Source organism: Mucilaginibacter panaciglaebae (assembly GCF_039539265.1).
In the GTDB taxonomy this organism is placed as follows: domain Bacteria; phylum Bacteroidota; class Bacteroidia; order Sphingobacteriales; family Sphingobacteriaceae; genus Mucilaginibacter; species Mucilaginibacter panaciglaebae.
In genome coordinates, this window is sequence record NZ_BAABCV010000005.1 from 276,680 (window position 1) to 289,735 (window position 13,056).

General features: G+C 40.6%; 15 protein-coding genes. 1 reads left to right on the forward strand and 14 read right to left on the reverse strand.

Going from position 1 to position 13,056, the window contains the following annotated elements:
* Nucleotides 1-44 precede the first annotated feature (44 nt).
* The gene (locus ABD772_RS08980) at nucleotides 45-1,388 is read left to right on the forward strand and encodes an oligosaccharide flippase family protein (protein WP_345103044.1); all 1,344 of its coding nucleotides are present in this window, start codon (nucleotides 45-47) and stop codon (nucleotides 1,386-1,388) included.
* 4 nt (nucleotides 1,389-1,392) lie between these two features.
* Here ABD772_RS08980 and ABD772_RS08985 read toward each other — a convergent pair whose 3' ends face one another.
* From ABD772_RS08985 to ABD772_RS09050, 14 genes are all read right to left on the reverse strand, one after another.
* On the reverse strand, nucleotides 1,393-2,508 hold the full coding sequence (locus ABD772_RS08985) for an acyltransferase family protein (RefSeq protein WP_345103046.1): 1,116 nt from the start codon (nucleotides 2,506-2,508) through the stop codon (nucleotides 1,393-1,395).
* A 50-nt stretch (nucleotides 2,509-2,558) separates the two neighbouring features.
* Nucleotides 2,559-2,897, reverse strand: a complete 339-nt coding sequence (locus ABD772_RS08990; RefSeq protein WP_345103048.1) for an STAS domain-containing protein — start codon at nucleotides 2,895-2,897, stop codon at nucleotides 2,559-2,561.
* Nucleotides 2,898-2,930: 33 nt separating this feature from the next.
* A complete protein-coding gene (locus ABD772_RS08995) occupies nucleotides 2,931-3,479 on the reverse strand; it encodes a hypothetical protein (RefSeq protein ID WP_345103050.1) in 549 nt (182 codons plus the stop codon).
* A 16-nt stretch (nucleotides 3,480-3,495) separates the two neighbouring features.
* Complete coding sequence (locus ABD772_RS09000; RefSeq protein WP_345103052.1) at nucleotides 3,496-4,113, reverse strand: acyltransferase; 618 nt, start codon at nucleotides 4,111-4,113, stop codon at nucleotides 3,496-3,498.
* A gap of 8 nt (nucleotides 4,114-4,121) precedes the next feature.
* Nucleotides 4,122-5,294 (reverse strand): glycosyltransferase family 2 protein, encoded by a 1,173-nt coding sequence (locus ABD772_RS09005; protein WP_345103054.1) that lies wholly within the window; start codon nucleotides 5,292-5,294, stop codon nucleotides 4,122-4,124.
* The gene (locus ABD772_RS09010) at nucleotides 5,291-6,211 is read right to left on the reverse strand and encodes a glycosyltransferase family 2 protein (protein ID WP_345103056.1); all 921 of its coding nucleotides are present in this window, start codon (nucleotides 6,209-6,211) and stop codon (nucleotides 5,291-5,293) included. The genes ABD772_RS09005 and ABD772_RS09010 overlap by 4 nt, the downstream gene beginning before the upstream one ends.
* Nucleotides 6,212-6,235: 24 nt before the next feature.
* Nucleotides 6,236-7,438, reverse strand: coding sequence for a sugar transferase (locus tag ABD772_RS09015; RefSeq protein ID WP_345103058.1), 1,203 nt, complete (start codon nucleotides 7,436-7,438; stop codon nucleotides 6,236-6,238).
* Nucleotides 7,435-7,848 (reverse strand): response regulator transcription factor, encoded by a 414-nt coding sequence (locus tag ABD772_RS09020; RefSeq protein ID WP_345103060.1) that lies wholly within the window; start codon nucleotides 7,846-7,848, stop codon nucleotides 7,435-7,437. The genes ABD772_RS09015 and ABD772_RS09020 overlap by 4 nt, the downstream gene beginning before the upstream one ends.
* A gap of 119 nt (nucleotides 7,849-7,967) precedes the next feature.
* Nucleotides 7,968-8,786: a glycosyltransferase family 2 protein gene (locus tag ABD772_RS09025; protein WP_345103062.1), complete on the reverse strand. Its 819-nt coding sequence runs from the start codon at nucleotides 8,784-8,786 to the stop codon at nucleotides 7,968-7,970.
* 181 nt (nucleotides 8,787-8,967) lie between these two features.
* Nucleotides 8,968-11,067, reverse strand: coding sequence for an LruC domain-containing protein (locus tag ABD772_RS09030; RefSeq protein WP_345103064.1), 2,100 nt, complete (start codon nucleotides 11,065-11,067; stop codon nucleotides 8,968-8,970).
* 296 nt (nucleotides 11,068-11,363) lie between these two features.
* Nucleotides 11,364-11,717, reverse strand: a complete 354-nt coding sequence (locus tag ABD772_RS09035) for a hypothetical protein (protein WP_345103066.1) — start codon at nucleotides 11,715-11,717, stop codon at nucleotides 11,364-11,366.
* A gap of 33 nt (nucleotides 11,718-11,750) precedes the next feature.
* Nucleotides 11,751-12,047: a cupin domain-containing protein gene (locus tag ABD772_RS09040; RefSeq protein WP_345103068.1), complete on the reverse strand. Its 297-nt coding sequence runs from the start codon at nucleotides 12,045-12,047 to the stop codon at nucleotides 11,751-11,753.
* Between the two features lie 36 nt (nucleotides 12,048-12,083).
* Nucleotides 12,084-12,464 carry a group III truncated hemoglobin gene (locus ABD772_RS09045; protein ID WP_345103070.1) on the reverse strand — a complete coding sequence of 127 codons (381 nt, stop codon included), beginning with the start codon at nucleotides 12,462-12,464 and terminating at the stop codon, nucleotides 12,084-12,086.
* Between the two features lie 45 nt (nucleotides 12,465-12,509).
* Nucleotides 12,510-12,947, reverse strand: coding sequence for an RrF2 family transcriptional regulator (locus ABD772_RS09050; RefSeq protein WP_345103073.1), 438 nt, complete (start codon nucleotides 12,945-12,947; stop codon nucleotides 12,510-12,512).
* Between the last annotated feature and the right edge of the window lie 109 nt (nucleotides 12,948-13,056).

The window sequence follows — 13,056 nt, forward strand, 5'->3', positions numbered from 1 at the left end:
TTAAGCATTATTTGTTTATATTAATTGAAATTTTTTTACGCAAAATGTGGCAAAAAGTTAATGGCCTGATCAGAAACAAATACTTTCTGTCTTTAGCGGGTAATATTATCATGTCGGGCCTTGGCCTTGTTACCATGACGCTGATATATCGGTCTTTAAGCAAAACAGACGCAGGTACGTGGGTGTTTTTCCAATCGATATTACTATTGGTTGATACTTTTAGATCAGGGTTCTTAACTACCGCATTCATTAAATTTTATTCAGGCGCCAGCGAAAAGCGTACTGCCGAGGTTGCCGGCTCGTCCTGGTTTTTAGCGTTGGGCGTAACGGGCTTGTTGGTGCTGGCCGGCCTGGGCTCATTCTTTTTTTTAGGCGATGTAAAAGACGAGGGATTATTATTGTTCTTTAAATGGTCAGGAGTGTATTATGCTTTTTCGCTGCCGTGGTTTTTGGCTACCTGCGTAATACAGGGCGATCAGTTATTTGACAGGTTATTATACATCCGGCTAAGCAACCAGGGCAGTTTTATCGTTTTTATTTTATTACTCATTATAAGCAGCAAAATAAGCCTGCCTTATGTGCTGTTTGCTTACCTGCTCTCTAACCTTATTACCAGTGTCTTTGCATTCGCAAAGGGCTGGACGCGCATTACCAACCTGAGAAACCGTACTACTGCAACTATAAAAGAGATATACAATTTTGGCAAATATAGTGTGGGTACATCACTAAGTGCCAATATGTTCAACACCTCTGACACGTTTATTATCAATTTTATGCTGGGTAAACCTGCGCTGGCTATTTATAATCTGGGCCAAACGCTGATGCAGTTGGTAGAGATACCTTTACGAAGCTTTGCAGTCACCGCTATGCCCGAACTGGCAGCAGCATACAACCAGAATAACCGCGAAGGTGTGATCTTTATTATGAAGAAATACGCGGGAATGATCTCGGTGCTGCTTATACCAGCCGCACTGATCGGCTGTGCGCTGGCCGACCTGCCCATATATGTTATAGGTGGCGGTAAGTATGCAGGCACCGAAGCAGCTAATGTATTCAGGTTATTCTTAACATTTGCCATTCTTTTTCCGCCCGACAGGTTCTTTGCCCTGACGCTGGATGTGATACATCAACCCAGAATTAACTTTTATAAAGTGCTGGTTATGCTAGCGGTAAACATAGGGTCTGACTTTGCAGGCGTTTATTTAACGCACAGTGTATATGGTGTTGCCTTCGCCACTATTATGCCTATTTTAACCGGTACCATTATAGGCTTCTGGGCCCTGAACAAATACAATCAATTTTCTTTTGGCAGTATTTTCAAAGTGGGATATGTTGAAAGTTTTGCATTGCTAAAAACAATGCGAAATAGAGGCAAAGTGCAGGCATAAGGCTTTACCAGATCCACCAGTTTTTTTTACCCGGCTGCTTATTATCCGAATAGTTGAACCGCATTTCGATGTGTTTGAAAGTCCAGGACGATAAAAGATAGATTAACGCATAATTTAAAATAAACAAATACGCGTAAGCCGATGGTGGGAATTTTAATACCCGCACAAAGACCACGTTGAACAAGCTTAATATCAGCGTATGTATCATATAAATAGAGTAAGAATATTTGCCGGTAGCGTGTAAAAAGCCTGATTTTTTTAGCAGCGCAGATACCCAGCCTTTCTCAAAAGCAAAGATCAGGATAGTGATAAAGAACATGACCTCAAATATGAAGCCGTAGTTTTTAAAATAATTGCCATTACAAACGAGTAAAATGGTTATCGCAACAAATAGTATCTCCATGAAACTGAATAGCCCGTCGCTTAGCTTTCGTAAATGGCTTTTACAGGTATCAAAGACATTGAGGCAAACTACACCAAGCGAAAACCCAACTATGCCCCTCAAAAAGCCATAGTCAAATGCCCGCGTAAGTTTAAAGCTACCGGTAAACAGGTACATGGCAACGCCGGCAAGTATAGCAATAATGAAATAGATGATTGTTTTTAACCGCGTTAAACTATACCGGTTAATAATCAGCATAGTAAAACCAAATACAATATATGCAATCATTTCAGCACTTATTGACCAGCTGGCAATGTTCCAGCTCACATCATTAATCCCCGGGAACTTTACCGAATTAAGCAGAAAAAGATTAGTAAAGAACGTGTAGAGGTTGTTACTTACATTCTCCACCTTATTTACATGCACATAGCCCGATGCGCTGTGTTTGGATAACTCGATCAGTACAAATAAGATCAATACGATAAAATGCAGCGGATACAACCTGAAAAAGCGCTTTTTAAAAAAGTGCCTTAACTCTGCGCCTGTTTTTAGGTGCTGATAGCTATAAGCGATAACAAACCCGCTTAATACGAAGAAGAAGTCGACAAACAAGTCGCTATTATAAATAAATTCATTGTTGATGACAGGAGTGGCGGAAAAGGCGCTTAAGTGAAACAGTACCACGAGGCTTGAAAATATCCCTCTGAAAATGTCCAGTACTGCAAATCGCTCCCTCATGCGGTGTTATATTTTGGTTGGTAAATATAAATTTAAACAGACAGATATCGCTAATTTAACGAGCTCCCAGCTTCATCAAAACTGCTGTAGATCTTAAAAACTTTGTCTAACCTTATCAACGCAAACAAGTCTGCAATTTCTTTGCGTAAACCTACCAGGATCAGGTCTTTTTTAACCGTCATTAATTGCCTTAACAACGCTACAAGCGCACCCACGAAAGAACTGTCGATATATTCAACCTGGTCCATGTTCAATATAATATGTTTGTGATGTGTTTCAAACAATTGCAATAGCTCCAACTTAAACACCTCAGCGTTGGTCAGGCTGGCCTCATGCAGATCAAGGGTCACTAATAGATTTTTTTGGTCTTCTTTAAATATGCTGATCATATTATTTACAGATAGATAATTGATTTAACAGGATTACCGTGCACCGGGGTTTTTCTTATATAATGAACGCACAAAAACATAAATACCGGCAAATACAATAATGAGCGATATCAGGTCCATCAGCGTTACGCCGTCATCGGGAGTAAAATAAAATATGGTGAACATTTCAAAATATGGCGGGGCAGGCATAATAATCATTGCGAAACCCAGGGTTATCATGATAACGCCTATTGCCATTAATATAAATTTATTGTTGCGCTCTGTTTGTAAATATTTGGTCGTCGCCTTGCTGTTAAATGTATGCGCCTCCAGCAACACGCTAAATTCGTCAAGTAACTGCTCTCTTGATGCATCGGTCTTTTTGTCAATTACTTCGAATGCTTTAAGATCTTCGGCGATGGTCATTTTATGTTGGAGAGCCGAGCTAAGCCTGGACTGATATTGCTTGACAGTTTCGCTGTCGAAATCATTTTCAGCCAACAACGTTATCAGTTCATCTAGTTTTTCTTCAATAGCGCTCTGTTTATCGGCTACTGTACGTAACTGATCAATTTTATCTTTATTGTCGTCGTTAGCTTTCAATATCCGTCAAATTAATTCAGTTTTTAGCCGTTATCCACTGGTTTAGAGCAAAGTCGTATTTTTTAATAACTTTTGCCGGATTGCCCGCTGCAACAGAGTAAGGAGATACATCTTTAGTCACTACTGCACCCGCTGCAATAACGCTATGCTTGCCAATTGTGACGCCCGCCGTTAATACAGCGTTAGCGGCTATCCAGCAATCGTCTTCAACGACAATTGGAGATACGATAGTCTTTTGCAGATTAATCGGTGTGTTAATGTCTCGATAGTCATGATTCAAGCCGCTGGCGACAATGTTTTGAGCAAAAATTACATTATTTCCGATGCTTACGGGGCCGATAATTACGTTGCTCATACCTATTAAGCTGTTATTACCTATTAACACGTCGCCTACACCATTGTTTATAGTGCAAAAATCTTCGATGGTTGATTTGCTGCCCAACTCAAATTTATTAAATGGCAAAACATCCATACGTGTGCGGCCTATTCTACTACCTGCGCCATGCTTGTGTATAAATGGATTAACCAGCAGCTTAACCCATAAGCGAGGCCGGGCTTCACCGGTTGGTATGAGCATCCAATGAACCAATTTTTTTAAAGCAGGATTGCTGTTTATTTTTTCTTTAAGCCCCATTGTATTTTCTAAACTACTTTTCTTTTGGCTTTTTCCCAGACCGCACTTTGATTGCCGGTAAGGTAACGGAAAATGCCCCGTACTACAGCATAGTTCATCATACTAAAATAGTAAGGTATAAAAAATATTTTGATCTTTATTTGGCGAGCCATCAATACCCAGCCTAAAATGGAGGTGCCGTAAAAAACTATCTGTCCCAAAAGTATCAGCTGATAAATAACTCCTGTATTCCCTCGCCAAACAATTAATATGTTTAATATCAAGACCAGGATCATCAAGAACGGTACTACTGTCCACCGTAGCACGCGATGACTGATATATTGGAACGACAACAAGGGCAATTTAAATGGCAGCAGCAGGCTTTTAAGCCAAATAATAGATTGAAGGCCGCCCGCCGCTATTCTTATTTTCCGTTTTAGCTCTTCCTTCACATCCTCAGACGCGGTCTCTGAGGCATAGGCTTCTGGTTCATACACAATTTTGTAGCCCTTTTCGGCTATCCGCATCGAGATCATGAAGTCGTCTATGATGGCATTTGAGGATACCGGCTGGTATAATTCTGTACGTACAGAAAATAATTCGCCCGCGGCACCAACCACAGAGTATAGTTCTGAGTCCCAGGTTTTTAATTTCGATTCGTATTTCCAGTAAAAACCCTCTCCGGCGGTGGCATCTGCTGCTTGGGTTGTAGTAACCCTCTTTTCACCAGCCACAGCGCCCACTTTTGGGTTTGCATAATGGCGGCATATGTTTACCATCGCCTCGGCATTTAAACAGGTGTTGGCATCGGTAAAAACAATAACATCGGTATCAACTATACCTTTGGCTCTATGAACTGCTGCCATTTTACCCATGCGTAAGTCGTTATGCAAGTGTATTATCTGCGGATAATTTGATACTATAGATGCCGTCTGGTCTGTAGATCCGTCTGTAACGAAAATAAATTTTAGCCTGTCATCAGGATAGATGAGTTCCAGTGTATTCTGTATCTTTTGTTCAATGAAAGCCTCTTCATTATATGCGGCAACAATCAATGTGCAGCTTGGCAGATTTATCGATGGTGGTAAAATAGGCTTGCCTGAGATAAATCGTTTTATTTTGACAAGCACGAAAAGCAACAGGCCATACCCTACAAAGGCGTAGAAAATGATGAACAGGCTTATCCAAAACGTAGCTATCATAATGTTTTTAGGGGATAACCCAGGTTCTTGCTGTCCGTTTTTTCGGTGGCATTCCACCAGATGGCTTTTAAGAGCCATTTGGTGTAGTCGCTTTGCCCGGTCCTTAAATAATTTAAAATGTTGCGTGGTGTAACAATCAGCACATAATAAATATAAAAAAATATCCTGGCAGCCAATGGCGCATTACGTCTGATAAAAAGAACACGGTTGCGATTCATAAAATATTCTTTTAAGGGACTGTTTTTACCTACAGAAACTGACTCTTTATGGTAAATAAGCGCATTGGTTATCAACCATATCTGATAGCTGGCTTTTTTGATGCGGTCGCACCAATCCAGTTCTTCATAGTATAAAAAAAAGTTTTCGGCCATAAGGCCGGCCTTTTCAATGCATTGTTTTCTAACCATCATGGCAGCGCCATGCGCGTAACCAGTTTCGCCGGTTAGGTTATCGTACTGACCTTTGTCTATTTCAAATTGGCCGATACACGCTGTACGTGCCGTGAAATAATTCATAGGGGTATAGCCCATATATTGTAGCGTATCCGGCTTGTCGAAGTATCGGATCTTGGGCGACACTATGCCTGTATTTTCATTTTCGTCAAGCGCTTTAGCAAGGGTTTCTACCAAACCAGCCGTAAATTCGGTATCATTATTTACGAAGAAAAGATATTCGCCTTTGGCTTGTGCAATGCCCAGGTTATTGCCACCTGCGAATCCCAGGTTATCATCCGACCGGATAAACAGCACGCCGGGATATTTAATTTTCCACTCCGGTACAGGATTATGCTTGCTGCCGTTATCAACAACAATAATTTCAATATCTGGCAGAGCTGTGGTCGAAAATATAGACGCTAACAGCGCTTCGGTTACTGCAGGCTGTTCAAAATTGACCGTAATGATAGAGATCGGATTCACGTAGCGTATAAATATTAAACCAGATTACACGTTTTCTTTTTGAAATAATGCCGGAATAGTTTTTAATATCAGCTTGAGGTCGTTTTTAAGGCTATAAGTTTGTGCATAGACATTGTCCAGCATTAAACGCTCTTCTTCACTCATATCACCTTTGCCGCGCTTTTCTACCTGCCATAAGCCTGTTATTCCCGCGGGGGCGGCAAACCTTAGTATGTATTTATCGGTAGTCAATTTCTCTGCCTCATAGAGTGGCAGCGGCCTGTTACCTACAATGCTCATATCGCCGATGATAACATTCCAAAGCTGCGGCAGTTCATCTATACTGGTGTTGCGGATAAAGGCCCCTACCCGGGTTATGCGCGGATCGTTCTTGATCTTAAAGAAAGCAGAGCCAGAACTGGCTTTTTTGGTATATCTGAATTCTTTTTCGCACAGTTGAACGTTGTCTGAAAAAATAGGATACTGGCATTTGCCATACGCCTGGCACTGGTGGCATAAACCGCCTTCTACAATAGGTCTTTCAGCTCCGTCGGCAGTCGCGTCAATATCGTATTGGTTAAGGTGCTTCAGATCTTTTATGCGTTGGTCGGCATTAACATACATCGACCTGAATTTGTAAAACTTGAATACGCGATATCCGGTTCCCACGCGCAATGAATAATAAAAAGCCGGACCTTTTGACTCAAGCCTGATTAATATATAAACGATTAAGAACAAAGGCGACAGTACCAGTAAGGCCCCGCCTGCAAAAATCAGATCGAAGATGCGTTTACCCAACTCGATCTTGCGTATAGAGGGATTGCTTGTTTCAATATTGTTTTTCAGCTGCGTCCAATTGTCAATCAAAAAAGCCACACGCCTTTCAATACGGGCAGACGATCTAAGCGGCAATGTAAAAACATCGGTAACGCCCCCTTCCAGCGCTAGTTTACGCAAATTAGCATTCAGGTGATTTACGATAAGAAAAAAAGGCACCGAAGGAAGCCCCTTCTTTTTTACGGTTTCAACTAATGTCAATCCGGCAGAGCCCATAATTTCGCTATTTGATATAATAGCTACAATGGACAAGTTGTCATTTACCCAGGCCGAGGCCATCTTCATCCCGTTTTCAAAATGGACTAGGTGCCGGTGCCCGAAATTATAGCCGGCAAATGCCGCCGTAAGGTCATGATCAAACCCCACCAATGCTATTGTTGGCGAATTATCTTCCTGGGAAATATCGTTCATAAATTAGCTAAAAACTTGCCACTGCGTCTTAAAACAACTCTGATTCTGGATTGCAACTCGGCTGGATTAAATGGTTTTACAATATAATCATCAGCTCCGGCATCGAGGCATTTTACGCGTTTTTCTGAGCTGTCTTCGCCAGAAAGAATAATAATAGGGATCGAATTAAAAAAATCGCTCAGTTTAACCTGCTCAATGAGGTCAAGGCCACTTAGTTTCGGAGTATTAAGGTCAGATATGATCAAGTCTGGCAGGTTACCGCTCTGCATAAAAGATAAGGCATCCATACCGGTGGGTTTTATAATGATCTCATAGGTTGTACTTAAAAATTTCTGTAGTATGGCCTGCATGAATTGGTCATCTTCGACTATAAGGATCTTTACCTGGCTGCTGTTTGAAAAACTCGTCATACTTGAAAATTTAAGATGTTGTATGTGCTAATACAATTTCTCCCTTGTACGTAATTCGTTATATTAAGTTAGTGATTTTAAATAGTCTTACTAAAAAATTTCTTATTAGGAATATAAATTTAGCGTTGTTTAATATTAAATACACGTCTTGCCCTCTTGCCTATTGCTTTCCACAAGCCGCTGTCAATTTGTATACGGCGATCAGTGGTCCAGACAATAGCATTAGATTTGCTTACCCGGTGCATTTTGCCAAATCCTTTTTGCGTTAGTTTCAGTGCCAGGTAACCATCCTCATTCGTGCCAGGCGGATGGTCAAATCCTCCAACCTGCAAGCCTTGCTCGCGCCTAAAGCCTGAATTAAAACCGTATACATTAACGGCTGCTGTCTTTTTAAAACTATTATAAAGGCGGGTCAGATCGGCCAGCATTTCATAAAAGTAATAGGTAATGCGTCCTGTGCTGCCAATAGGGATGAACGAGAAGGTGCCATAGGTTATAGCTACCCCCTTATCGTTCATTAAGGGTTTCGTCATTTCTGCTATCCAATCTTTAGGATAAATGGTATCCGCGTCGGCATTGAGTATATATTTACCTGTAGCCTCTTTAAGCCCACGGTTACGCGCAGGAGTGATGCCCTGGGTGATTTCGTTGATACAAATAACCCCGCTGGCTTTTACAAGCGCTTCTGTATTATCCTTCGAATTGTTATTTACTACAATGATTTCCACTGGATGGGTGATTACGTTGTTGCAAAGCGACGCCAACGTAGGCACTATATTCTCTTCTTCGTTATAAGCAGGGATAACAACAGATATTAACGGCACGCCTGTAGCTAAATTAGTCTTATAAGCGGCTTTTATGGCTTCTAGCGCAGTTGCATTGTTTCGATTTATATGCAGATATTTTTTTATATAAGCCGGGATAAAAATTGGTTTCATTGACAATAGCTAAGACGTTAAGGACAAATACTTAAATGACACTTGGTGCAGTATGTCAGCGTTTTAGTGCTTGTCCGGGGTTGCATTAATTGAATATATGAGTCGACAAAAATAAGTTTATTATAGCACAAAAGCGCGGTACCATAGGTCTCACGCTTTTGTGTTATAAAATTTTGGCTGTTTATTTCGAGTATATATTACCTGTACTGCGGTAGCCAGCTGCTGTGTTACTGTACCAGTCGGAATAGGTGGCCCCGCCTGATAAGGCCCAGTCTGCAAAATGCAGATAGGTTTGATTGATATTAATTGTCTCAAGAGGGTAGCTGAATGACTCAGTAAAGTTGATGGCCCATGGCTGATTCTCAGCCGAAAGGTAATACTTGCCTGTTGATGCACTCGATTTATCATCATCAGTACCGAACAATTTGCTGTTAGCTTTATCAGTCGGCGCAAAGCCCGGGAGGTGAATTTCATACCCGCGGCGCAGGTTGCTGATAAGGAACGGATTAAATGCTGAGGCCTTCAATGTCGAAGCATCTACCGGCGAAACAAAGTTTACAACTACTGAAGCGGTTTGACTAATCACTTTATCTTTTGAATTCAAGGTGTTAATAAAGAATGAGTAATCGGGATTATGAACCATCAGATCGTGATTATCAAAAGGTATAATAACGGCTTTGCTTTGTCCTGACTCTACCCCGTTGCCTGCAAGCGATATGTAAGTGCCCGCTGATAGTTTGTAGCCGCTAACCGATTGTACCGCTGATGCGCTCACCGGCAACTGTACGCCAAAGCCGTTTTTAAATGAAGCCCCCGACGCCGCTACCGAATAGTCGCCTGTCATGCTTACAACCTGGTTTTTAGCGTTGCTGGCGAATGTGTAGCGATATTTTACAACCATGTCGTTCAGGTCAAAGTCGCCCTTTTTAGGCCAGTTGTCCTCAAAAGCAATAGTTGCATAGGTATCTTTAGACGGATAATAATTGATGTAGGCTTTATTTGCATCGGTAGGGAAGGCATCTTGCTCATCTTGCACCCCGTCCCCATCAGTATCGCCGCCTTTATCAATTAAAGCTACATTTGTCTTATTAATTGCTGTAATAGGGCTGGCAGTGGCATAAACAACCAGGTCGTTAAAGTCATTGTCTGAATCTGTTCTGTTCTGGTCTTCAAAGCCCATTACGTATAGTTTATGAACGTCGTCATACAACACAACCGAGTGTTGACTTAGTGCGCTGCTTTCAGGATTAAAGGCATTCTGGCTGTAAAATTTAGTTGCCTTAGTATCTACCCCACTGCCGCTCCACGCATCTTGAAGCAATACGAATGCAACAGTTGTGCCTGCATCGAAAGTTCCAAGCTTAACTTTATCGCCTGAATGAAGGCCACCGCCAGAGCCGGCTCCTGAAGCATTTGGGAATATATACGTTATTTTATCAATGCCGTCAGCACGCGTACCACCGCTTGTTTGTGATGGCGGGTTATTGGTGTCGTAAGTGTAATATGCCAATGTATTTTGGTAGCCCGCACCTTCTGAAACAAAAGTGACCCAGACATCGGTTGTTGCGGTTATATTAATAGTGTTTACTTTATTATTCAGATAATCGGGATGCGTAGTGCTTAATGGTTTGTTTTCAGGCAATGACGCATTGATGTATGATAATAATGACGCATCAATCACATCGCCTGTAGCTTCCAGATAGGCAGGACGGCCGAGGTTTGTAGGCGAAGTAAAAGCATTTGAAGCAGAATATCCGTCAGGATAGACTATGTCAGTACGTTTTGATGAATTAGTCCTTATTGAGCCATTGTAAGCATTGGTATCAATAGTAACATTGTTAATAGCGTCAGCTACAATGTCGCCGCTGTAGCCTTGTTTACCACCAATTACCGCAGTAATACTGCCGTTATTAATTGTGGCTGTTGCATTACGTAATAAACCTACATAAGCAGGATCAATAACCAGCTTACTATAATACGCAGGGACAGTGATTGTCGCTGTTAAGTTACCGGCTGTATTGGTTACCCCTTTGAATAAAGTGTTGCCTGAATCAACTTGATCAGGAGCATAAATGCTTACGACAATACCAGATAAGGGCTGATCATTATTAGCATGCAGGGTAACATTGATATTTACGTTCTTCGTAGTAGAAAAATTGAAGCCGTCAGGTGCAATTCTGTTTACGTTTGGTTCTGTACCATTATTGGGAGAATTGTCCTTTTTGCATGAAGCGAAAATAGATAAACCACCAATTAATAAAAGTGTATACAGTTTTTTCATTACTTAATTACAATGATTGATTTTTAACTTGGATTCTTTGTACGCTTTAAAGCAAAAAAGGTTCCAAAGCGGCAATTCAAAATAAAAATGGATAATTAACTATAAAAAGGGAGTTAAGAGATTTGCTCCAATAACCGTTTAGGGAAAATATTCCCCAACAGTGGGATAATGTGGGTAATCTTCTCACACGTAGGAGTATTAAAGAAAATCGATAAGGTCATTTTGCCGGGAAGCGAAAGGCAGCCGCATTTTATGCAACTGCCCGTATAGCTAATACAGCTAACCGTTTTAAATAACTATTTAAACAGAATATATCCGCAGATCATAACCAGGTGTACAATGATATTAAGCGTTAAAAGTAATATTAAAATACCAATCTTTGAACCGCCCATACCAGCAATAATGTTAGCAAAAAATAGTACAAGTGTAATCGCTAATACAAATACAGACGCGTCGTAATAATATATCAGGGCCGCGGGGATAGGTAAAATCAATACCGCTTGTGCAAGCAACCCGATCATGAACCAGGCCAGGCGTTTATCTTTTTGATTTTCAATAAACGCATTAAGCTTTTTCAAAATTGAATAGGATTTTCCTATCGCTTCTACATTTGCATTGTCAAGTGTTGGTTGTAATTCTATCGTATTCATATTGTTAATTTATTAGTTGTTTCTATTCATGTTTTAACCGAGTATCAGCAGGCAAATACTATCCTGCAGCGCTTCAACCCAGTGCGTAATTTTAACTGGTATATCCAGATCAGATAATTTGTTAAGCGTTATTGACTTTTCTCCTTGCCTATATAACACTGTTCCTTCAATAACCACCAACTTGGCCGGAACGGCTGTTTGGTGTTCTTTGAGTATCATTCCTTTTTTAAAACCCAATGCAAGCACCTTTCCTGATGCCTGTTGTTGCAATATTTTAATAACCGGCGTTTCGGCTGTTTCGAGTAGGGATAAAATTTCTGGTATTATCATGTTGTTACATTAATTGTTGTTTGATAGACTTATCACTTAAAAAACTATGCGGTTTGGATCTGTATATCTTAGCCGCGACAAGAACATTTCGGCCATTAGCCCGGCTCTTTTCTGTGCATCTTGCGCAACTGGCCCGTTAAAATGAGTGTTGATTGTCTCAGCGAACAGTTTTAACCATCTGTCAAAATGATCTTGTTTTATTTGTAGCGGCGCATGTTTAGAAAAAGGGTTCCCTTTATATCCACTTACGCCAAACAAAATAGTATTCCAAAAAGCATACATCTTGTCCAGGTGGGGTTGCCAGTCGCCAGGGATCGCTTTTAAAAATACAGGGCCAATCAAATCATCACGGCGTACTTTGTCATAGAACTCATCTACAAAAAGTCTTATGCTATCAATATCTGTAATATCATTCATATATAAAATATATTAATACCTTTTTATCTTTTATTATATCAAATTTTATTTTTTCAAACACCGCAGACCAAGTGCCAACTCGTCGTTGAATTCTCCTATTTTCTTGGTATTCAGCAAGTTGTGTATTTCACTTCTTATGGTTTTAAACTGATTGTGTAACGGGCACGGGTTTACTTCCGAACACTGTTTTAACCCCAGGGCACATCCAGTAAAAAGAGCATCGCCGTCCACAGCTTCCACTATAGCTGATAGGGACAATTTAAGTGCATGCTCATCCAGATAGAAGCCGCCGTTTGGCCCTTTTGCTGACTGTATAATTCCCTTACGGCTTAGGTCTTGTAAAATTTTTGCTAAAAAATGTTCAGGCGAATCAATACCGTTAGCTATTTCTTTAATTCCAATCTTGCCGCCTGCTGCAGTTTTATGGGAAATAAAAAGCACCGCTCTTATAGCATACTCACACGTCTTTGAAAATACCGCCATTACGATACAAAGATAGGCATTTTTTTAAATAAAGATAAAAAAGTCTTTTATTTTAAAACACTTACGTTGTTATATCAAAATGCCTGTGTAATATTTAGTACTATGTGTA

What these genes read in the sequence shown, in the direction of transcription:
- ABD772_RS08985 (WP_345103046.1), bottom strand. Translation starts at nt 2,508, where the DNA reads ATGAGGGAGCGATTTGCAGTACTGGACATTTTCAGAGGGATATTTTCA.
- ABD772_RS09035 (WP_345103066.1), bottom strand. Translation starts at nt 11,717, where the DNA reads ATGAATACGATAGAATTACAACCAACACTTGACAATGCAAATGTAGAA.
- ABD772_RS08990 (WP_345103048.1), bottom strand. Translation starts at nt 2,897, where the DNA reads ATGATCAGCATATTTAAAGAAGACCAAAAAAATCTATTAGTGACCCTT.
- ABD772_RS09005 (WP_345103054.1), bottom strand. Translation starts at nt 5,294, where the DNA reads ATGATAGCTACGTTTTGGATAAGCCTGTTCATCATTTTCTACGCCTTT.
- ABD772_RS09040 (WP_345103068.1), bottom strand. Translation starts at nt 12,047, where the DNA reads ATGATAATACCAGAAATTTTATCCCTACTCGAAACAGCCGAAACGCCG.
- ABD772_RS09045 (WP_345103070.1), bottom strand. Translation starts at nt 12,464, where the DNA reads ATGAATGATATTACAGATATTGATAGCATAAGACTTTTTGTAGATGAG.
- ABD772_RS09020 (WP_345103060.1), bottom strand. Translation starts at nt 7,848, where the DNA reads ATGACGAGTTTTTCAAACAGCAGCCAGGTAAAGATCCTTATAGTCGAA.
- ABD772_RS09030 (WP_345103064.1), bottom strand. Translation starts at nt 11,067, where the DNA reads ATGAAAAAACTGTATACACTTTTATTAATTGGTGGTTTATCTATTTTC.
- ABD772_RS08980 (WP_345103044.1), top strand. Translation starts at nt 45, where the DNA reads ATGTGGCAAAAAGTTAATGGCCTGATCAGAAACAAATACTTTCTGTCT.
- ABD772_RS09015 (WP_345103058.1), bottom strand. Translation starts at nt 7,438, where the DNA reads ATGAACGATATTTCCCAGGAAGATAATTCGCCAACAATAGCATTGGTG.
- ABD772_RS09025 (WP_345103062.1), bottom strand. Translation starts at nt 8,786, where the DNA reads ATGAAACCAATTTTTATCCCGGCTTATATAAAAAAATATCTGCATATA.
- ABD772_RS09000 (WP_345103052.1), bottom strand. Translation starts at nt 4,113, where the DNA reads ATGGGGCTTAAAGAAAAAATAAACAGCAATCCTGCTTTAAAAAAATTG.
- ABD772_RS09050 (WP_345103073.1), bottom strand. Translation starts at nt 12,947, where the DNA reads ATGGCGGTATTTTCAAAGACGTGTGAGTATGCTATAAGAGCGGTGCTT.